The 21850-nt window shown below is 43.4% G+C and carries 17 protein-coding genes; 11 read left to right on the top strand and 6 right to left on the bottom strand.

What is annotated here, in order from left to right; genetic code table 11:
• Positions 1–316: 316 nt before the first annotated feature.
• Positions 317–1768, bottom strand: a complete 1452-nt coding sequence (focA, locus tag L4C44_RS03535) for a formate transporter FocA (protein ID WP_428804379.1) — start codon at positions 1766–1768, stop codon at positions 317–319.
• Between the two features lie 273 nt (positions 1769–2041).
• Between focA and L4C44_RS03530 the strand changes: the two genes are divergently transcribed.
• Both L4C44_RS03530 and L4C44_RS03525 read left to right on the top strand, forming a co-directional pair.
• Positions 2042–2947 (top strand): LysR substrate-binding domain-containing protein, encoded by a 906-nt coding sequence (locus tag L4C44_RS03530; protein WP_010429535.1) that lies wholly within the window; start codon positions 2042–2044, stop codon positions 2945–2947.
• 204 nt (positions 2948–3151) lie between these two features.
• Positions 3152–3646 (top strand): DUF1097 domain-containing protein, encoded by a 495-nt coding sequence (locus L4C44_RS03525; RefSeq protein WP_371714851.1) that lies wholly within the window; start codon positions 3152–3154, stop codon positions 3644–3646.
• A 178-nt stretch (positions 3647–3824) separates the two neighbouring features.
• Here L4C44_RS03525 and L4C44_RS03520 read toward each other — a convergent pair whose 3' ends face one another.
• Positions 3825–5576 (bottom strand): ATP-dependent endonuclease, encoded by a 1752-nt coding sequence (locus L4C44_RS03520; protein ID WP_285954510.1) that lies wholly within the window; start codon positions 5574–5576, stop codon positions 3825–3827.
• Between the two features lie 238 nt (positions 5577–5814).
• Here L4C44_RS03520 and L4C44_RS03515 point away from each other — a divergent pair, with 238 nt between their 5' ends.
• The 4 genes from L4C44_RS03515 to L4C44_RS03500 all read left to right on the top strand — a co-directional run bounded on the left by L4C44_RS03515 (position 5815) and on the right by L4C44_RS03500 (position 11246).
• Positions 5815–7554 (top strand): bifunctional metallophosphatase/5'-nucleotidase, encoded by a 1740-nt coding sequence (locus L4C44_RS03515; RefSeq protein ID WP_285954509.1) that lies wholly within the window; start codon positions 5815–5817, stop codon positions 7552–7554.
• 561 nt (positions 7555–8115) lie between these two features.
• Positions 8116–9117 (top strand): TerC/Alx family metal homeostasis membrane protein, encoded by a 1002-nt coding sequence (locus tag L4C44_RS03510; RefSeq protein WP_048612514.1) that lies wholly within the window; start codon positions 8116–8118, stop codon positions 9115–9117.
• Between the two features lie 313 nt (positions 9118–9430).
• Positions 9431–9619, top strand: coding sequence for a hypothetical protein (locus tag L4C44_RS03505; RefSeq protein WP_017059812.1), 189 nt, complete (start codon positions 9431–9433; stop codon positions 9617–9619).
• Between the two features lie 337 nt (positions 9620–9956).
• Positions 9957–11246 carry a DEAD/DEAH box helicase gene (locus tag L4C44_RS03500; RefSeq protein WP_146491605.1) on the top strand — a complete coding sequence of 430 codons (1290 nt, stop codon included), beginning with the start codon at positions 9957–9959 and terminating at the stop codon, positions 11244–11246.
• A gap of 77 nt (positions 11247–11323) precedes the next feature.
• Here the strand turns inward: L4C44_RS03500 and L4C44_RS03495 are convergent, their stop codons facing one another.
• The 3 genes from L4C44_RS03495 to L4C44_RS03485 all read right to left on the bottom strand — a co-directional run bounded on the left by L4C44_RS03495 (position 11324) and on the right by L4C44_RS03485 (position 15814).
• Entirely contained in the window at positions 11324–11881 is a 558-nt protein-coding gene (locus L4C44_RS03495; RefSeq protein ID WP_017060062.1) for a PhnA domain-containing protein, read from the bottom strand.
• Positions 11882–12105: 224 nt separating this feature from the next.
• Complete coding sequence (locus L4C44_RS03490) at positions 12106–14541, bottom strand: VolA/Pla-1 family phospholipase (protein WP_428804378.1); 2436 nt, start codon at positions 14539–14541, stop codon at positions 12106–12108.
• A 13-nt stretch (positions 14542–14554) separates the two neighbouring features.
• Entirely contained in the window at positions 14555–15814 is a 1260-nt protein-coding gene (locus tag L4C44_RS03485; protein ID WP_057622220.1) for an outer membrane protein transport protein, read from the bottom strand.
• Positions 15815–16171: 357 nt separating this feature from the next.
• Between L4C44_RS03485 and L4C44_RS03480 the strand changes: the two genes are divergently transcribed.
• Positions 16172–17254 carry a site-2 protease family protein gene (locus L4C44_RS03480; RefSeq protein WP_057622219.1) on the top strand — a complete coding sequence of 361 codons (1083 nt, stop codon included), beginning with the start codon at positions 16172–16174 and terminating at the stop codon, positions 17252–17254.
• A gap of 137 nt (positions 17255–17391) precedes the next feature.
• Here the strand turns inward: L4C44_RS03480 and L4C44_RS03475 are convergent, their stop codons facing one another.
• Entirely contained in the window at positions 17392–18180 is a 789-nt protein-coding gene (locus L4C44_RS03475; protein WP_146491603.1) for a M48 family metallopeptidase, read from the bottom strand.
• Between the two features lie 139 nt (positions 18181–18319).
• Between L4C44_RS03475 and L4C44_RS03470 the strand changes: the two genes are divergently transcribed.
• From L4C44_RS03470 to L4C44_RS03455, 4 genes are all read left to right on the top strand, one after another.
• Positions 18320–18745 (top strand): hotdog fold thioesterase, encoded by a 426-nt coding sequence (locus L4C44_RS03470; protein ID WP_048660192.1) that lies wholly within the window; start codon positions 18320–18322, stop codon positions 18743–18745.
• Between the two features lie 74 nt (positions 18746–18819).
• Entirely contained in the window at positions 18820–19053 is a 234-nt protein-coding gene (locus L4C44_RS03465; protein WP_146491602.1) for a DUF3389 domain-containing protein, read from the top strand.
• 154 nt (positions 19054–19207) lie between these two features.
• Positions 19208–20899, top strand: a complete 1692-nt coding sequence (locus L4C44_RS03460) for an SgrR family transcriptional regulator (protein ID WP_285954505.1) — start codon at positions 19208–19210, stop codon at positions 20897–20899.
• Positions 20900–20929: 30 nt separating this feature from the next.
• Positions 20930–21838 carry a DMT family transporter gene (locus L4C44_RS03455; RefSeq protein ID WP_428804377.1) on the top strand — a complete coding sequence of 303 codons (909 nt, stop codon included), beginning with the start codon at positions 20930–20932 and terminating at the stop codon, positions 21836–21838.
• Positions 21839–21850 lie beyond the last annotated feature (12 nt).

The raw sequence follows: 21850 nt of genomic DNA, 5'->3' as shown, positions 1-21850 counted from the left end.
CTAGAAAGCAACAGTTAGAAAAAGAGAAAGGCGCAAAGTATTCACTTTGCGCCTTTTTATTACGGTAAATGGTAACGCGTTTAGATCTGTTTTGTGTCAAACCTTTAGTTGCGCTTTAAGCCACCATTTACTTTTAGCCAGTCAACGTTGCCATGACTGATTTTCGAGGAGAACAACTAATCCCTAATTGTTCAACCTTGTTCTAGTTAGCTAACCACTTCCTAGTAAAACAGTCGTTAGCTACACGCTTCCTAGTTAAACCATTGCAAGTTAATCCACTGTAGATTAAACCACTGCAAGTTAACCCCTTGACCAGTTAAGCCGTTTCTAGTTCCGCTTTTGGTACTACGTTTAGGCGGTCACCGTAGATTGGGCGAAGTGCTTGCATCACCTCAGTACGAGTAAGAACACCCACCATCACACCGTTTTCCAATACTGGAAGCATATGTGGCTGGCTCACTTTCATCGCTTTTGCACGCTCTTCTAGAGAAAGAGAAGTCAAGCGAGTTGCGAAGCCCATGCTGGTAGTAGGGTACAGTTGCTCTTTGTCGATACATAGGAACTCAGCTACATCAACCAGCTTGTCGTTTGCATCGATTGCCACCACGTCACGGCTCATTAGGTCTACGACTTTCTGGCCTTTAGTTGGGATGTAGTCTTGGCACCAAAGGTCGACCATTACGTCGTGAACAGAGAAGATACCAACCAGACGACCTTCAACATCGCAAACAGGAGCGCTAACAAGTTGAGCGTCTAAAAGTGAATCAATTGCCACTGATGTAGGCATTTCTACGCTTAGTGTAATTGGTTGAGTGTTCATGATTTGCTTGATAGTCGTTGCTGTGTTCATAGTGATTTCCTTAACTGACGTAATTTCTGTTGTTTGTGTAATTGCAGTAATTTTTGCTGCTTTAAGTTGTGGGCGACGGTAGATACTCCAGTTGGCTAAGCCGACCAATACTGAACCACCTACGATGTTGCCGATTGTCACTGGTATTAAGTTTGCGGTGACAAATTGCATGATGTTTAGGTCTGCGTACTGCGCTGGTGTTGCGCCGATTTGCATCCAGAAGCTTTCCGGTGCGAATGCTTGAATTGTGATGCCTAGCGGAACCATGAACATATTCGCCACACAGTGTTCAAAGCCTGAGCTTACGAACATTGCAACGGGTAACACGGTCATCATTGCTTTGGTCATTGCGTTAGCGGAGCTGAACGTTAACCAAATGGCTAAACACACCAGCAAGTTACAAAGCACACCCAAAGCAAAAGCTTGAACAGGGCTGTGGTGTAGCTTGTGCTGTGCAATGTTAAGAGCGTTTAAGCCCCATTGGCCACCATCTAATTGATATAAGCCTGCTGCGCTTACCAAAGCCAAAAGGAACATGGCACCGATAAAGTTACCGACGTAAACCTTGCCCCAGATAGACAGCATCTTAGTGAAGGTTATTTGCTTGTTAGCCCATGAGATGCTTGATAACACTGAACTGGTAAACAGCTCGCCACCGCAAATTACAATCAGGATTAACCCCATGCTGAATGCAAGACCGCCGGCTAAACGACTCAATCCCCATCCAGCATCAGCGCTACCTGTGGTTACCGTGATGTAGAATAAAAAAGCAAGCCCGATGAATGCGCCAGCCATGATTGCCAAACTCAATGTCATGCTGCTGGTTTTATTTGCTTTGCTTAATGCAAACTTCTCGGCTTCCGCCATCATTTCTGTTGGTGAGAACAGTTGCTGATTTTCAGAAGTGCTGGTTGCCATATCCCCCCCTTGAACAATCCGTCATGTGTAATTCCTAGTGTTAATGACTTGGTTAATCCGTAATGATTAATCAATCGTGTTTTGCAGGGCTCGTTGTGTCCTGCCATTCCAGATTAGGGTGTTGAGGGGTAGAGGTAAAATTGATAATTTTTAGAAACCACATCAAATTTATTGATATAGATTTTGTTACGCGTAGAATGAAATTGATTGCTCATCGGCTTAATAATAAACGAGCATCAGGACACAAATAATTAAAAGCATTAAGGATGAATTTTGCGTTATTCATTAAAGCAACTCGCGGTATTTGATGCAGTAGCAGACTCCGGGAGTGTCAGTCAGGCAGCAGACAAATTGGCGTTGACTCAGTCGGCGACAAGTATGTCTCTTGCACAGTTGGAAAAAATGCTCGGCAGGCCTTTGTTTGAAAGGCAGGGCAAGCAAATGGCCCTAACTCATTGGGGCATGTGGTTAAGACCAAAAGCGAAGCGTTTACTGCAAGACGCACAGCAAATTGAGATGGGTTTCTATGAGCAGCATTTGTTGAGTGGTGAACTCAAATTAGGTGCTAGCCAAACGCCAGCGGAACACCTCGTTCCGGATCTCATCAGTATTATTGATAACGACTTTCCTGAGATGCGAATCTCGCTCGGTGTACAAAGTACCGATGCTGTCATTGATGGTGTATTAGATTATCAATATGATCTGGGTGTTATCGAAGGTCGTTGTGATGACAATCGAGTTCACCAAGAAGTGTGGTGTACTGACCATTTAACGGTGGTTGCTTCGGCTCATCACCCGTTTGCGAAGCGTGAACGAGTGAGTTTGGCACAGTTAGAGCAAGCGAAGTGGGTATTGCGCGAACACGGCTCGGGTACTCGCAAAGTTTTTGATAGCTCTATTCACCATTTAATTGGTGATCTCGATGTTTGGCGAGAGTATGAACACGTTCCTGTTTTAAGAAGTTTGGTAGCAAACGGCCCATATTTAACGTGTTTACCTTATCTCGATGTCGAGCAGTTTGTTGAATCAGGGCAGCTTGTGACTTTGAATGTTCCTGAGCTTGAAATGGAGCGTACGCTTTCATTCATTTGGCGTGCCGACATGGCAGAAAACCCACTTGCTGAATGTATTAAGCGAGAAGGTAAGCGAATGATGAAAGGCAAACGGTCGGTTCTGTAAGGTAGATTTGATAAAATACTAATAACTAAATGTGTTGAATAAGCGTTTCCGGTCTCTATCTGGTGATAAATGCACATTCGCGTACATTATTAATGTGATCGTGATCGTCTAAATGAAGGCGTTCTTACCATAGTATGCTTACTTGATTTTAAGTGAGGCTAAATCCGGTTGCGTTCAATGACGTAATTAGGCTTTAGAAATAGTATGAGTACATTAGTCGCGATTTCATTAACAACAGGTATTTTGTCAGGTCTTTGGGGATGGATAGCTATCTCTTTCGGCTTATTGTCATGGGCAGGTTTCCTAGGCTGCACCAGCTACTTTGCTTCGCCAACAGGCGGCGTAAAAGGACTAGCAGGAAGCTTATTGACCAACATGACAGGCGTATTCTGGGCAATGGTGATTATCGAAAGCTCAACCTTCGCAGGGTTAGAGATTTTAGGCTACATGATTACTGCTGTTGTGGCTTTCTTTATGTGTATTCAAGCGAAACAAGCGTGGCTAGGTTATATCCCAGGAACCTTCATTGGTTGCTGTGCGACGTTTGCTGCAGGTGGCGATTGGCAACTTGTAGTACCATCTTTACTGCTTGGTGGTGTGTTTGGATACTTGATGAAAGCAACAGGGCTATGGCTTCACGAGAAATCGACTCAATCTTCGGAAGTTGTTGAACAACACGCTAAACAGGCAAAGGCTTAATAAATACGTTAAGAAAGCTATGGTTTAGTCACTGTGAACTCTTGCAAGATAACCCCCAATTAATTTGTATATCGATTTATACAGGCACACCATTTGGTGTGCCTTTTTTTGTTGAGAGGCAATAAACTAAAGATTTCATCAGTAGAGCAACTGATAGCATCTATAAAACAAATTATGCTTAGGTATTCCCGTTCGCCATGGTGATCACGCGTTTTAACGTCCACCTCAATAATAACGGAATGCATTCTTGTCCTTGGTCCTCACAATGAGAAACGATAGCTAATGCAAGGTCGGGTTTCGCGTGTTTCTTTAATACCTTCGCGACCACTTTTTTGGGAGGGATAGGATGGTCATAAGGGATCTTAACCATATCCCGGAAAAAGTTTTCAAAACCATTCATGTACAAGTAATGCTCGATGTCTCTATCTGGTAGTTCAGTGAGGCGATGTCTTGCTTGGTCTTTTCCTAACTTAGATAATACTGTTGCGGCGTATTTCTTACCTGCCGCATCTCCGTCGGTAACCACGTGCCAATCAATCCCGAACTCTTGAGCTACTTTGATTAGAGCTTTAAGCCCCGATTGAGCGAACTCTATAATTTGCACACCTTCTGCTGCAAGGTTGTAACCACATTGGTTGGCGAGTTCATTGAATAACCAAACTTCGGTTTCACCTTCAACTAATAACCAACAGCGAGCAAACAGGGCACCGGAACGGTGGAAACGAATATGAAACCCAATTCGTCTAAGTTCATCTTTACTGAAGTGATTCATGTTGAGCTGATTGGCGATGGTTTTGTCAGATTGACGTACCAAGCGACGAATTGATTGGAATGGCACTGCTGCAAGTAAATCGCCGCTATTAGTTGTAAGGATTTTCTGCATGGGTAGCTTTTGCATCAAACTCCACGCCCTTGCTAAATGGGTTGGATGTAATCGACCTTCGGGATCTTCAAGGATCAGAAGAGGACGAGCACATCGTCGTAAGTCGTTTGGCCCTTTAGCTTGCAGGTAGGCGTTAAGTAACCCCATGAATAATAAGCGGGTTTGTTTATTTTTTGTCTCTTCAACAAGTTGATGAATGCTCTTGTCGTTCGCACCAGCTGAGTAGAGTAGGCCATCCCTTTGTTTTCTAGGATTACGACGAGAAGTACTTTTGAAAGAAAAGTAGTGCTCGATTAGGCTTTGCATCGACTCTAGGCTACTGCGCATTTCGCCTTTATTGACATGGCCAGGTATCGCCATTAAGCGACGGCAGGTATTGTCGATTCGTTTTTCTATTCTTGCTTGGCGCCCATTACCATTGGTACCATTTCCGTTCGCCCCATTGCCATTGCTTGTATGATTACTGCCGTTTCCATTTCCATTCGTATTATTAGCCTGACCGTTAGTTGGTAGGTGAGCATTATGATTAAGAGACTTGCCGTTGAAAGGACGATCAAAGTGCCTCGCATCACGCAAACGGATGACGGGGTGTAAGGTCATTAATTCTTGAGCGAGCTTTTCCGAATGATGAAGCTTAAGCGGATTACCATCCAAACCTAAAAATGCATAGTGTGTGGTCGTTTCGTACTGCTCTAACGTCGCGCTTATTCGGTAATAGATGCGAAATGCGCCAAACTCATCTTGAACCCAGATAGGTTTGAGTTTGCGATAACGACCTGCGTTAAGTTCGCTCTTGTCGTTAGCTTTTAATGCGAGAACAATTTGAAGGTGTTGAGACTGTGGATGTGACACAGAGTAATCGACATGAAAATCGGTCATTTCAAAGTGATATGGTACACCGTCTGAAGGCAGTACGACGGAAAGGGCATCCAATAATGAAGACTTACCCCAAGTATTTTCACCAATAAGCGTGGTTAGCTCGTCAAACGCGAGTGACATGCGCTTGATACCTCGAAAGCCAGAAATCTCGATTCTTTCTAGTTGCATAGGCTTACTCCTAACGGAAGGCTCTGCTAATTGTTTGAAAGCTAACAGATATCTTTAATCATAATCGAAAAATACCAATCCGGTATGCTCACCTGTCACAAAACCCGTTGTTTATTAATACGGTGCAAAATGAGATTTTTGATCTATCTCGAGTATTTTTTTGCAGTGCAGTTTCATAAAATTCACGATTCTGTCATGATTCTCGACCTAGTATGAAGGGACAAAGAGAGAAGAAAATATGACTAAAAAGAATAAGCCGACAAAAATAGTGTTGGCACACATCAACGACACCCACTCATACTTTGAACCAACCTCGTTACAGCTATCACTTAAAATGAACAATCACATCATTGAACCTTATGTCAGTGCTGGTGGCTTTGCTCGAATTTCAACACGCTTTAAACAAATAGAACAAGATGCCCAGCGCCAGAAGGTTGGAACCTTGTTCCTACACGCTGGCGACTGCTTCCAAGGCACTTTGTACTTTTCTTTATTCAAGGGAAAAGCCAACGCCGATTTGTTGAACGCCCTTAATATAGATGCCATGACACTCGGCAATCACGAGTTAGACATGGGTAATGAACCCGTTGCGATTTTCGCGAAAAGAATCAAATTCCCACTGTTAGCTGGTAACTGGAATCTATCGAATGAGGATATCAATAAAACTCATACGTTAGCGGACAACGAAATTGTTAAGCCTTATCTGCCTGAAACACGAAGTGCTTCTTTTATAACGAAAGAGTTTGATGGCGAGAAGGTCGCAATATTCGGCTTAAGCATCGACAAAATGGCGGGCATTGCGAATCCAGACTTTGATACGCCATTTGAAAACGCGCTAGAAACGGCAAAAGCCACAATAGAGCAGATCCATCAAGCTGGTATTAACAAGATTGTGCTGCTGAGTCACCTTGGCTATGAGGCTGATTTAGAGTTAGCAGCGAATGTAAAAGGCATCGGTGTGATTGTTGGTGGCCACAGTCACCGCTTACAAGGTGATTTCTCGGATATCGGCTTAGTGAAAGACGATGACTACGGTGTAAAAATTGGTGACACCTATGTTGTGCAAGCGGGTTTCCACGCAATGAGTCTAGGCCACTGTGAAATTGAATTCGATGCTCAAGGCAAAGTGACGCACTTTAATGGTAAGAACGAACTGTTATTAGGTCGTCGACTCTTTATAGACGCGAAATTGAGTGAAGTAGGGCAAGACGACGCACATGATATGGCGTGTGAGTTTTTGAACAATCACCCCAATATTGCAGTGTGTAAAAAAGATCCTGAACTGCAGAGTATTCTTACGGATAAATACCAGCCGCGAGTTCGAAAGCTTCAGCAACAAATTATTGCTCATGCAGATACAAAACTTCGCCATGTACGTATCCCGGACGAGAAAGGCCCGAGCCAACTTGCGCCCTTGGTTGCTCAGTCATTCCATTACTTAATGAATAAGAAAGGCCATCAGGTAGACTTTGCGATCCATAACTCTGGCGGTGTAAGAAATTCACTGAATAGCGGCGATGTCTCTGTTGCCGATATTGCCGGAAAACTACTACCGTTTGCCGTACCCATTGGTGTGTATGAAGTAAAAGGTGAAACGATCGCTGGCATGCTTGAAGGTGCAATCAATAACGCGATTGATAATGGCGTCGTGGGGACGGGGTCTGGCAGTTTCCCTTATACGTACAATCTGAGGTTTTGTTACCACAAAGAAGCGCCTTTAGGGCACAGGATTCACCATCTAGAAATCCACTCTGATGAATCGGGTTGGCAGACTGTTTCTCGCAAGCGTATTTACCGTGGCGCGTCGTCTGCCTACACAATGAAAGGGAAAGAGGGCTATAACGCCGTGTTGGATATGATAGGCGATGGCACGGTAACCACTGACTCTATGGCAGACTGCTTCATTGAGTTTCTGCAAGACCACCCAGAGTCTCTTCAACACATTGAACCGTTGAATTGTATGGAATGTTTTAGATAAGCGAAGCTAATACTGATGTTAAATGCTATTAACTGGGGTTATTTATAAAATTGGCATTGTTTATGCTTCACCTCTGCAGGTCGCCTTCTTGTGGAGATATGCATGGATAAGAAAGATTGGTTAGATGCGGTAGCGGTTGTCGGTTGGGTATCGGTTTGGTCAGCGTTAGTGTATTTGGTGCCAACTACAGGTTTGTAATGGTCCTACGTGCTGGATAAGATCAGCTTTGAACAGTCGCAGTATTCCCATTATCAATAAACGCTATACCAAGCGTAAGTGGAAGAAATAAAAAAGGAGCAGGTTGCTCCTTTTTTGCTTTTTCTGTGCAAATTTATATAGACGAAACACAATCAGAGGATTATTATCCACGCGTTTGGGGAGTAGTTAGCGCAAGTTTACATATCGTCATCTCGTTAGGCCAAGAGTCTATCCGGTATGTAAAGGTGAAATCCCATATTTCACTTCAACGAGACCAACGCAATCACAGTCAAGATCCGTAATGGAGCTTGATATGCTTTGTTTGCGGAAGGTCTTTGTACAGTTCTTCCGCCCGGAGGAATAATGAACTCAACTCAATCTCTATTATCTACAAATAGTGAATCCTTTTTTTCATCGCCAATCATGACGACTTATGCGGGCTTTTTCCTGCTGACCGTTATTCTCGTCTCTATTGATATCTATCAGACTCGTGGCGGCAACGTTACTATCAAAAAAGCGGCAATCTGGAGTGTTTTCTGGTTTGTACTTGCGTTTTTGTTTGCTGGCTCTATTTACCTATTTTGGGACATTTATGCGCCGAATAGTGATTACACAGCGCAAAAAGCAACCGTGTCATTCATTACGGGTTATTTGTTAGAAAAATCCCTTAGCGTAGACAACTTGTTTGTTTTTGCGATGATCTTTGCTCAATACCAAGTTCCTGAGCATCTGAGACCACGTGCGCTTCTTTGGGGTGTAATTGGTGCACTTGTACTTCGTGCAATTATGATCGCATTAGGCGCACAGCTATTGGCTGAATACCACTGGGTACTTTACGTGTTCGCTGCGTTCTTGATTGGTACTGGTATTAAACTGGCATTAGACAAGGGCGAAGAGGAGAGTGTGAATACACTGCCTGAAAAGTTACTTCGTAAAGTGATGCCGGTAACAGAGGATTTCCATGGCCCTGCATTAATGGTTAAACAGGGTGCTAAATGGGCGTTCACTCCAATGATGTTGGTCATCGGTGCGATTGCAGTCATGGACGTGATGTTTGCATTGGACTCTATCCCTGCGATCTTTGCGGTAACACAAGAACCGTTCTTGGTATTAGCGGCAAATGTATTTGCGTTACTTGGCCTTCGTTCGTTGTATTTTGTACTACAAGGTATGATGGATAAGTTCATCTACTTGAAACCAGCACTGGCATTCATCATGGTGTTCATCGGTGTGAAAATGCTATTGGTTGATAGTGAGTGGGCTATCCCAACTTATTGGTCGCTCGCTGTACTGATCTCGACTATGACGATTGCGGTTATAGCGTCGGTTTATGCGAAGAAGCCAGGTATTGAACAAGTAAATTAAAAACAAATATAACTTATCGAAAAGTCGATAATGAATACGTGGCTGATGAAGTGAAAAATTTATTTATGTAAATTTTCTGTGACATTGGCCACTGTTGTTTGCGGGGTATTTGTACTAAATGCATGATTTAAACACCATATTGAATTTGTAGTCACTTGATATGCATATCTATTTCTTGGCATTGTTAATGGTTTGTTTTATTAGAAAAACTAATCCCAAAGTCTAATTTTAGTCATTTTTTAACCTACAAAAGATCACCTATTATTCTTGTCATCAGAACGAAACACATTAACAAATTTATAGAGAGGCAATCATGGCTCAAGCAGTACAAATGAATACTATCGCTGTTCCTAACTCTATGGATAAGAAGACCTACTCGGTTAACTTCAAAGGATTGATTGCACACATTTTCGATATTCTTTTCGTAGACAACTCTCCACGTAGTTACTACGCAAGCGACTTATCTGGTCACATGCAACGCGATATCGGCATTAACCGTTAATCTCAGCGTTAACATGTAAATATAGAATTTTAAGAAAACGCCAGCTTCCCAAGCTGGCGTTTTTGTATCTGAAATAAATTCTATCTCTTCGCAAATTAGCACCTGAAAAAAAGCTTAGGCATAACGGTCTGTCACACGTCGAATGCGGCAATGATAAAGCTAAGAATGTATGCAGACGAGGTGGATACAGTGAGTAGTGACGCTCTAGCATCGATAACTTGGTTTCTGAAGGGTATTAATCGGGGAAATAGAAGCGAAAGGGCGATTTAGTTACGTAATACAGCTGAAATACGTTAATATAGCGCGCTATTATTTTAGCTTTGAGTTCCTGCAATTAATGACTAACACCACAACATCAACCAACTTCTCTGATCTTGGCTTAATCTCACCTTTGATGGCTCGTTTATCTGAGCTTGAATACCAACAGCCAACGCCTATCCAAGCGCAAGTTATTCCAAGTGTGTTAGCAGGACGCGATTTAATTGCAGGCGCAAATACCGGTTCAGGTAAAACCGCAGCATTTGCACTTCCACTGTTACAAAAGATTCATGAAGATGCACCTCTGGACCGTCGTTCAGGCAAAGGTAACTTTGTTTCTGGCCTTATCTTGGTTCCCACTCGTGAACTTGCTAAGCAAGTGGCTGACAGCGTTAAATCTTACGCTGTACATTTCAACGGCGCGATTAAAACGGTTTGTGTGTTTGGTGGTGTATCGGTAAACACTCAGATGCAGGCGCTACGTGGCGGCACTGATATTTTGGTAGCAACGCCAGGTCGTCTGCTTGATCTCATTTCAAGCAACGCAATCAAGCTAGACAAAGTAAAAACGTTAGTGCTTGATGAAGCCGACCGAATGCTAAGCCTAGGTTTTACCGAAGAACTTGATGCAATCTTGAAGCTATTGCCGAGCAAGAAACAAACATTATTGTTCTCTGCGACTTTCCCAGAGCAAGTTCAAACGCTTACTCACGAACTACTAAGCGATCCCATTGAAGTTCAACTTCAAAGTGCCAATGCGAGCACACTGGTTCAACGTGTATTTGAAGTAGAAAAAGGTCGCAAGACAGCGTTACTCGCACACCTAATTCAACAACACGAATGGCGCCAAGCTCTTATCTTCGTAAATGCTAAGAACAGCTGTGAGCACTTAGCAGACAAGCTTTACAAGCGCGGCATCATCGCTGAAGTATTCCACGGTGATAAAGGGCAAGGTTCACGTACTCGTATCCTTGAAGATTTCAAATCTGGCGAGATTGACGTTCTTATCGCGACAGACATTGCGGCACGTGGTCTGGATATTGAGAAGCTGCCAGTAGTAATCAATTTTGACTTACCGCGTAGCCCGTCAGACTACATGCACCGTATCGGCCGAAGTGGTCGTGCGGGCGAGGTTGGTCTTGCGCTATCTTTGATCGATCACGAAGATTACCACCACTTCAAAATCATCGAGAAGAAGAACAAGATTCGTCTTGAGCGTGAGCAAATTGAAGGCTTTGAAGTGGATGAAGAAGCGACGGCTGAACTTATCGCAGCACTAAAACCTGTTGCGCCACCGGCTGGCACAGGTAAAAAGAAGAAAAAGAAAAAAGCACAAACCAATCAAGATGTTTGGTTAAGAAATAACTAAATTGAAAACAGTTAGATAGTAGATACAAGAAAGGCGCTCAATTGAGCGCCTTTCTTAATTCAAACAGTAAAAAGAAATTACTTCTTACGGCAGAACTCAGCGATTACGTACATTGATTGACCACCGTTTGTTTTACCAGAAACAAGCTTAGGATCATCACCAACGCTGATACCACGGATAACAGTACCTTGCTTAATCACTTGGTTAGTACCTTTGATTGGCAGGTCTTTAATTACTGTTACGTCGTCACCTTTCTTCAGTTCAACGCCGTTCACGTCAAGAGGCTTGTCATCAGCAGACATACCAATTTGTGCCCAAACTGACGTTTCTTCTTCAAGGTACATCATGTCTAGCGCGTCTTGAGCCCAGCTCTCTGTGTTCAGACGAGTTAGTTGACGCCATGCAGTTACTTGAACTGGCGCTTCCTGGCTCCACATGCTGTCAGTCAGACAACGCCAGTGGTTGATATCTTTAGGATCGTCAATCTCACCAAGACATTTGTCACATACCATGATGCCGTGATCCACTGTTACGTGGCTGTGTGGCGGCACTGCGTATGCAGTAAGAGAAGAATCAGAACCACATAGTTCACATTTAGATTGGCAGCGTTCTAGCATAGTAGCTTCAGAAGACATAATGGACTCACATTTATTAGGTATTAAATTTACGGGGCTATTATCCACTTTATTTGCAATAAAGAAAGAGGTCGTACGGTATTCTGTCTTGATTAATTTTAGCTGAGATCAACCATTTGTGTTTTAAGTTTCTATGCAAACGGTTAACTAGGGGAATTGTTCGAACGACAGAGACAAAAATGCCAGCGGTTAGGCTGGCATTTGGTTTCATTTAGAACTCGTAATTATTCCAATACAGAACCAGTAATAGACGCTGCAGTTAAAGCGTTATCTATCAAGAAGTCTAAAGCTTGTGCCTGCATGCTAGCGTGATGAGCTGCATCTAGGGGTACCGGAGTTGTGTCATCTTGAGGAATCACGAAGGTACTGTGTGAAGCAACATCACTAAACTTAACAAAGTCTTTTGAACCGTCGGGAGTTAGATTAGCTGAATCAACAACAGTCAGGCCAAGTTTTGTCGCTAATGGTGTTGTTCCGGCAAACGGAGCACTTGCTACGGAATTAGGTACTGTATTATCGCCTTGTACTTGGCCCATATAAATAGGAAGGACAGGTGAACCAGAGCTTAACAGGTGGTCAGCGTTAGTGAACGGGTCGATGGTATCTAACACGGTTTGAGCAGCATAAGCAAATTGCTGAAACGCAGCCGTCATCACGGCTAGCTGCGCTGTGGTTGCATTGCTTTCAAACGTTTCATAACAGATTTTGTCTGATAGGCTGGCACAGGTAGCACTTGCGAAACTCGCGTATTCCGTTGAAGCGCTCAACGCAACATTGTGTTTAACCTGAGGGCCGAACTCAGTAGAACCGAGTAGAAGGTTAGATATTTGACCGCCAGAGTTTTCTATGGCTGCTGCACTGAATGAGTAAAGCGAATTAGCTGCGACACTACCGAGCGTGCGGTTAGAGGCTGCAACTGCAGTCGTTCCAACAATACCGCCTAGCGAGTGGCCTAGAAACTTAACTTGCGAGCCTTTGGTTAAATCAAAACCTTTAAGTGGTGACGCGCCTAACAATGTTGCTTGTGATGATACGGCTAAAGCCGCGCGTAAGCCCATTACATCAAGTGCACTTTGGCGTACGTTATCGCTAGCGACAGGTAAGTTCGCTAAGTTTAGATAAGCCAGAACGTCAGCGTTTGCCGAACGAGTATCATCCAAACTACGCGTACCATGTATTGGTAAGTCAATGGCTAAAACTGCTGTTCCGGCTCTTGCTAAGTTGTAGGCAAATGCGTAAGCGTTTTCTTTAGCAGAGGTGATACCGTGTTGGTAGATCACTACATTAGTAGGATCAGAACCATTCGGTGTAAACAACAAGAATTCAACAGCTTCCAGTGATTTAACTTGTGGGACAGGAGAGTACTTGGTGATCACTCTTTCACTATCAAGCGGTGAGCCGTCAGCCAGCGTTAAATTCAAACCGATTAACTTCAACTGTTCAGTTTGACTCGTCGCTAATATGCTTGTGTCGATGCCTGCAGCAACTAACTGGGCTGCCATATTTGCTTGCTCAGCACTATTACCTAAAGCATTTGAGACCTTAGCCAGGCTAGGCATACCAGATTCAAATGGCTGAGAGTTCCATTCAGTAGTGCTTGTTTCTAAGTAGTAAGGTAATTGAACGAAACCTTGGCTGACATCTACGTTGTCAGTGGCACCGTACATAAATTCGATGGCTCCTTTGGCTTTCGCGATTGTTGCTGCATCTCCGCCTCCAATGTATTTGTCAAAATCAGTATCGTTAGTTAATGCGGTTTTGAAGGTTTCAGTAGAAACAAACTGCATCGCATAAGCTGTCGACAGGTCAACAGAGTTGGGGTTTGCACTGCCTTTCCAGACACCATTGAGGTTTGCAGTTGCTAATCCTGTTGCGGTTGCAGCCTTTGTTGCGAAAAGAGAATCACCAACGGATTCAGTAGTAAACCATGTCGAGTAAATGATGTTCTCAGTATCAAGAGTAATTGCACCTTGAGCGTTCGCTCCGGCGAAGATCTTCTCGACGCCTTGAGTTACTTGTTGCGCTTGAGCAAGGCTACCTTCGGTGTAAGTTACTGCGCTTGATTTTAAGGCTGCGTAGCTTGACGACATACCTACCGGGTCGCCATTAACGTCAGTTAACTCGTTCGACAGAGCCAACACATAATCACTTGAAGCATCGAGAGAGTCTTTGAATACGATTGTGAATGTGTCAGTTGAGGCGCTAGATAGAACATTAAAATCAACACCTAGAGTTAGTATGCCTGCAACTGTTGGTGCAGTTTCAGAAGTGAGCGAGCCGCTAAGTTTTAGCAGGTAAACACCACCAGTGGCCACACCATCAGCTAAACCAGTACCTTCAAAATCCATGATGATTGGCATTGAAGTAGACCAGCCATCCATTGTGTTCATTGCTGCAATAGGGTTGGTTAATGAATCATCACCACCAGTCGGCAAGCCAAGAGTACCGTCCGTAGCATCCATCAACGCGAAACTAGGAAGAGGAACGGCGATATCAGCACCCGTTAATTGAAACTTGATGCTCGTCGCTTGTGCGAGTGAATCTTGAATGTATTGTTCATATTGAATCGCTGTTGAAGCACCTGAACTCGAAGAGTCATCACCACAACCCGCAAGAAACATTGCTGAAGCGAGCAGCGAAACATTAAATAACTTTTTCATGTTTTAATTCCGTTTAGTTGAAGGTGTAGTTCATTTGAATTGCAGATAGGTAAGCGACTGCATCACCAGAGAATTCAAGTTCCTGACCAAGTTCATTGGTTTCAGTGAAATCACCTTCTTTACTTTGAACAAGAGCGAAACCAGCATCGATTGAAAGGTTAGGGCTGTATTGGTAAGTCAAACCTGCGCTGTACCAGAAACGGTCGCTATCTGGAATACTCAATGTCGCTTCACCAGCTTGCTCGTCATAAGCTAGACCCGCTCTTAAGGTCCATTCTTGGTTTAACTGGTAAGTTGCACCCAGTGAGTAACGGTTATTGTCGTCGTAGTCTTCGGTCTTTTTAAAACACTCGCCATTTGCGCAATCTGAACTCGTCGCTTTAAGCTCTTTAAAGCTACTCCAACCCGTTTGTTGCCAGCCGTAATGGATAGCCCATTGATCGGTGAGTTGATGGAAAGCTGAAACCTCAATGATCGAAGGTAATGTAATTTTTAGACGACCGGTTGTGGTCGTTGCACTGCCTTGTACGATGCTACCCGTGTAATCGCTGAAGTCGCCATCATCAAAATCTAGGTCCACTTCTGAACGATATGCGATAGAGAATCGATTGTTTTTATTCAGTTCATATAACGCGCCTACGTTCCAACCAAATGCAAAGGTTTCGCCTGTCATGCTAATCAGTTTTGTAGAAGCAGGATCGCCAGTGATGTTCGATATAGAACCCTGGTGACGATTAAGTTCTGCCTCTGCGTAAACAAGGTTTGCACCAGCACCAACACTGAATTGGTCATTAATTCGATACGCCACATTCGGGTTCAGGTTCACTGACACAAGTGAAGTATCACCGGCAAGATCACCAGCATAAATATCATCTGGGTAATCGGTAGCAACGCCGTAGTTAGAAAACATACCGATGCCCCAAGCCCATTTGTCATTGATTGGGCTGATGTAGTAAGCAGCCGGAACCACTTGCAAAGGTGCAACATCTTTCGATACTTGGCTTTGTCCACCAGAACCTGGAACATTGTTTTGAGTAATATCCACCTCTGGATCAACGATAGAAACCGCGCCTGAAAATTGGGCTGTATCAAATAGGGTCATTGCGGCGGGGTTTCTCGCTAGTACACTCGCGTTGTCAGCTACTGCACCTTCACCTGAGAACGAGCGACCAAGACCTGAGGCAGAATGCTCAGCAACTTGGAAACCAGCCGCAAGTGAATTGCATGCAAATAGCACAGAAAGAGAAACGAGAGAGCGTTGTATTGTTTTCATCCTTGACCCTCCTAGGGCATCGAATTTCATTATTATCGTTTGAAAACACACTGAGCATTGTTGGTGTTGAAGCTCTAATGTAAACAGCATGTTAAATTCATGTTTTATATAAAGTCAAAGAAATAGTTGTTATTTTGTGAGGTTATATTTTTAAGGGGCGGCACTTTAACACTAATAATATAACTACAATCAATGATTTATTTGTGGTTGGAGGTGTGACCAGAATGTTTATGTTAACTATTGGTACAAATAGTGTTCAATTGCTCGATATGTAACAACTTTGTTTATGTTTACCACCGATCGCTAAATCAGCATAATATCGACACTCGTTAGAAGTTATTAAATTGGAATTTAAGTTTGGAATTACTCGCGATAGAGTTTCTTGGTAAACCGCTTCGTTTAGAAGGTTCAATGGCAGGGTGGCAACAGTTGTATTGGGATAACACTCTGGTATCTCAATTAGATGCGACCACAGACCAAGAAGACGCACGAACACACGAATTTACACTACGTGCTGGCGAAGAAACGTTGCAGTGTCACGTTGAGTCAACCGTTCAGTGGCAACCGTTTGAGATGACGTATAAAACGTCGGTGAATGGCCAAACTGTTACCGAAGGCAATCGAAACACCAAAGATATCGAGCAACAAACCCCGGTTGTCGCACCAAAACCAGAGAAGCGTTTTAGCTTAATCGGGTTAGTTTCGCTGGGAATGAAAGCCCTTAAGAGTGCCAAGTTAATCAAGGTGGTACTTGCCTCCGCGAGTTTAGCGGCTTACTCATGGTTATTTTCAATTCAGTTCGCGCTTGCCTTGATCGCTTGTCTTATGTTCCATGAATACGGTCATATCAGAGCAATGAAATACTTCGGCATGAAGACCAAAGGCATTTATTTGATACCATTCCTTGGTGGTTTGGCGTTATCCGACGAAAAGATTAATACGCGCTGGCAAGATGTGGTTATCTCAATCATGGGGCCACTGTTTGGTTTGATATTGTCGTTGATATTTACTGTATTGTACTGGGTAACTGGTGAGATGTTCTTTGCTGGTCTAGCCGTGTTCAACGCTTTGTTAAACCTATTTAATTTGCTGCCGATTTTGCCTCTTGATGGTGGACATGTTCTTAAAAGTATCAGTTTTTCGATGAACAGTGTGCTTGGGATCGTACTCTGTGTCGCGGCTGCCGTTGCTGGCGTGGTATTGAGTTATCAATTGAATTTAACCCTGTTTGGTTTCTTATTGATCATGGGCAGTGTTGAAATACTATTCGAATGGAAAGGGCGTCATCACAGTCATTTGTTACCGTTAGACAAATACGGTCAAGTCGTGTCATTCGTTTGGTATGTGGGTTTAGTCAGTAGTTTGATCGGTGTTATCTGGTATTTTGCATCGACTGGTGATCAGCTATTAAGCCTACCATTACAAATTCTTGGTACTTAACCAATGAGTTTCTGTTGTTGGATTTATTTAGCAACATAGTTCACTTGAACTGATAGTTAGCAAGAAACTAAAAATGCCCTAACCAATATGGATAGGGCATTTTCGTATTTACACTAGCTATGCGATTCTAACTTAGACTACGCTTTGCAATTTGGTCTTGGAGAGCCTGATTTAGGTAACGTTTTTATCGTCGCCTGCAGATCTTTGATACGCGTACTGTGGGAAGGGTGCGTAGACAGCAATTCTGGCGGTTGGTTACCACCTGATGCTTTCGCCATATTCTGCCACAAATCGACACTTTGATTAGGATCGAACCCTGCTTGAGCCATATACTCTAGACCAACAACATCGGCTTCAGACTCTTGAGTTCGGCCATACGGTAGAATAACACCATATTGAACCCCTAAACCTAACGCCGCCATCGTCATACCTTGGTATTGTTTGTACTCTGATGCTCCCAAGGCAACACTGGTAATAGACAAACCAGTATTAGCGATTTGAGACTGAGATAAGCGTTCATTACTGTGGTCCGCTAAAACGTGTGCCACTTCGTGACCGATAACCGTCGCGAGTTGGTCTTGATTGACTGCGACCTTGAGTAACCCTGTGTACACACCGATTTTCCCGCCAGGTAGGGCGAATGCGTTCACTTGGTCACTATCAAACACAACAACTTCCCATTCACTAAAACCTTGTTTAGGAATATATTGAGTGATGCTGTTCGCTACGCACTGTACATAAGCATTTGTTTTGGCATCTTTGCTGATGGGTTGTTCTTTTTTCATTTGTTCAAAAGACTGCGCTCCAAGCTGAGACATGTCTTTATCTGAAAAAAGCAGCAATTGGTTTCTGCCTGTCGGAGAAGCGCTACACGCAGTTAGGCCTGCAAGTGTGAGAAGCGAGGCAAACTTCATCCATGACGTCATACAATATCCTCTGTGTATTCGGTTTTTATGCATGTTAACATCAACTTGCGTAATAACTAAGGGCTGTAAGATAACTAACAGCCAGTAATATAGAAAAAGCTATGTACGCGATAACAAGATCAATAATTAAGGAACCCACATGAGTATTTGGAAAAAGCCCGTTGACTTAGATACCTTCAACGCGACCTCAAAAAATACCTTAATTGAACACCTCAACATTGTTTATACCGAAGTAAATGATAATTCTTTGGTGGCAACCATGCCGGTTTGTCATTTTACGCACCAACCACTGGGTATGCTTCATGGCGGTGCGTCGGTTGTGCTAGCAGAAACGCTTGGCTCATTGGCTGCAAACTTCTGCGTACCAGAAGGCTATTATTGCGTTGGTCTCGATATCAATGCGAACCACGTAAGATCAATGCGCGAAGGCAACGTCATCGGTACTGCTGAACCTATTCACCTTGGTGTATCGACACAAGTATGGCAGATCAATATCACTGATGAACGTCAACGCTTAGTTTGTACCAGCCGCTTAACCATTGCTGTAAAGAAACACAAGCGATAATAGCCAGAGAGTCGTCAGTTGTTTTTGTCTTTAGAAGAAGCAATCAGTATTTAAAGAAGTAACCCGAGAAGCCCATGGTCATAACGTTTAAAAGTGGAAAAGTCATCGCAACCGCACATGAGCTGGTTGTTCGTTTAGATGGTGAGCATAGAGTCACGCTACAAGCTCAAGTTGATGCAATTCAACTTATCGGAAAAGGGGCAAATGTCATTTCAGCCAACGGATCAGAGTGTAAATGGTCGATAAAATTAGACGACGAACAACAGCTTCGTGATATTGCAAATGAAATTGGCTGCGATGTCATATAATCCTTTACTGCAAAAGAACTTAACCCTTCAGATTGAATAACATCTTAGGATGTCATACTCAATAATTCACAATAAAATCGTATCAGTAATATTGATTTTACGCCATAAAATAGGGAAACTGAATTCAATGTCCTTTGAATAAGTTTTCCTCTTTATGAGCAGCCCAAGACTTCGCGTTCAATTTGAAACCCTGTTTGAATACTTCGATGGTAAAGATTCTGATGTTCAGCTCGACGACATCACGGATGTGCTCTGTTGTACCCGTCGTAATGCCCGAATGGTACTCAACAAGCTTGAAGAAGAAGGGTGGGTAGAATGGTTACCTGCAGCTGGTAGAGGGAAGTTATCTCAACTCATCTTTAAGCAAAATCGCTGTGATGTCAGCGAGAACTTAGCAAGACGCTATTTACAAGAAGGCAAAATTGGACAGGCACTGTCAGTGCTTGATCACAATGCAGCCAAACTCACCCAAGTTATTCAAAACTACTTGGGCGTACAGTATCAAGAAGGCGAACAAGTTATTCGTTTGCCTTATTACCGACCGCTTTCAATGCTTAACCCTACCAAATCGATGCGACGCTCTGAACAACATATCGTTTGCCAGGTATTCAGTGGCTTAACGCGTTTGGATGAGAATGATCAGTTACAGCCCGACCTTGCTCATTCGTGGCAAAAAATCAGTGACTATCAATGGCGATTTTTCTTGAGACCGGGTGTTCGTTTCCATAACGGGGAGCCTTTGTTAACCAATCATGTTGTAGATACGCTTCTTGCGCTCGAACCTCTCAACATGTTTTCACATATCAAAGATGTCTCTTCACCTGCAAATTGTGTAGTTGATGTCTTTCTCACACGCCCAGACAAGTACTTTCCGCTCGCGCTAACGGAATCGGTCGCTAAAGTTACCTTACCAATGACTTTACGTGGTGAAGACTACGATATTCGACCGATTGGTACGGGACCTTACCGCATTGAAAAGAATGACGAAAAGCAACTCGTGTTGAACGCATTCAACGGTTATTTCGGTTTCAGGCCGTTGATTGATCGTGTAGAGGTATGGGTGGTCGATGAGGCTTATTCCTCAATGGTTTACCCAAGCTTGTCTAAACCAGTAATGGCAGACCGTAGTGAAAGTGACGAGGTAGAACTTGACCCTGGCTGTACGTATTTACTGTTGAATAGAAAGAAGGGCATCGCGCAAAACCCTGCATGGGCAGAATTTTTGTCTAACGCTTTGAATGCCGCAGATCTGTTTATGCATATTCCGAAAGAAACCTTGATCGATTTAGGCATGTTGCACGCATATGGAATAAAACCGGGTTGGTATGACATAAAGTTAAAGACACCAGTTTGTCCACCAGCAGATTCGAAGCCTACCATAAAATTGGCATACCAATGCCAGCACTCAATGTTCCCTATAATTGCCAAGGCCATTGTCACCATGTTGAAACAATACAATATCGACGTTGCTCTTTACGGTTACGAAACGGATCCTCCACATGCCGATGATGTTGATATTTGGATTAACCCAATGGGTATCGCTAATAACAGAGACGATGCACTGGCATGCTGGCTTATGGATTATAGTTTCCTCGATGAATCGAGCCCCGCAGACGATTTTGATCAATGGTGTCATATGATTGATCGTTGGCGCTCTGGTGAGTTTGAACAGTTCCCAGCAAGGCAACTCGGTAAGCAACTGGTACAAAGCAACCAATTGATTCCGATGTTCCATTGTTGGCTAGGCGTAAACAAAGACCAGTGTGGTACGTTGCAAAACGCAAAGTGTAATGCATTGGGGTGGTTCGACTTTAGCCAAGTTTGGGTTAAACCTGACGTTGACTGAAACCAGAGATAACTCGATTAGGATAACGTAATGCAAACCGTGATTATCACATTTATTACGCTGGTGGCATTTGCTGCCAATTCTGTGTTGTGTCGTTGGGCATTGATGGATCAAACGATTGATCCTTTGAGTTTTTCGATCGTGCGTATCTTGTCGGGAGCGCTCACCCTGTTGATTTTATTAAGTTTATCTTCAAACGCTAAACGTAAACAAGATAAAGCAATCAATGACACATCAATGTATACCAAGGTTCGCTCTCAGTTTGATTTAACCGCCATAGTAGCGTTACTCGTTTACATGTTCGGTTTCTCGTTTGCCTATTTAACGCTAGGGGCAGGGCTTGGTGCTTTGGTCCTGTTTGTCGCGGTTCAATTCACGATGATTGCCGCACACCTGATAGCTGGTAACAGAATGTCATTGTTAGAGTGGTGTGGTTGTTTGTTGTCAGTTTCTGGGCTCATTTACTTACTCATGCCGACGGAGTCGACAAGTTCGCCAGATATAACCTCCATCATATTGATGGCTCTGGCTGGAATTGGGTGGGGCATTTATACATTGGCGGGTAAGAAATCCACAAACGCGTTGCAATCTACGACTGCCAACTTTGGATTTAGCTCGTTAGCGCTCTTTGTGTTATTAAGCCTGTTAGCGGTGATTCCAAGCGTGGCATCGCAAATATCCATCACTGAGCAAGGTTTGATTTACGCAGTATTGTCGGGCTCAGTGGCTTCTGGTATTGGTTATAGCTTGTGGTATTACGTGGTGAAAAAGCTGAATACCGTCCTCGCATCGATTGCCCAGCTTTCTGTTCCAGTTATCGCGACACTTGGCGGCGTTTTGTTGCTATCCGAATCTGTCACCATGCAATTTGTTATCTCATCGACTGTCATTTTACTTGGGATAAGCTTGGTTCTTGTCGCTCCTAAACTTAAGAAATAATAAGTACAATCA

The sequence above is a fragment of the Vibrio satsumensis genome, from assembly GCF_050337435.1.
GTDB classification, from domain to species: domain Bacteria; phylum Pseudomonadota; class Gammaproteobacteria; order Enterobacterales; family Vibrionaceae; genus Vibrio; species Vibrio satsumensis.
Note: the sequence above shows the minus strand (reverse complement) of the source record. Positions and strands in the feature narration are given on the sequence as shown.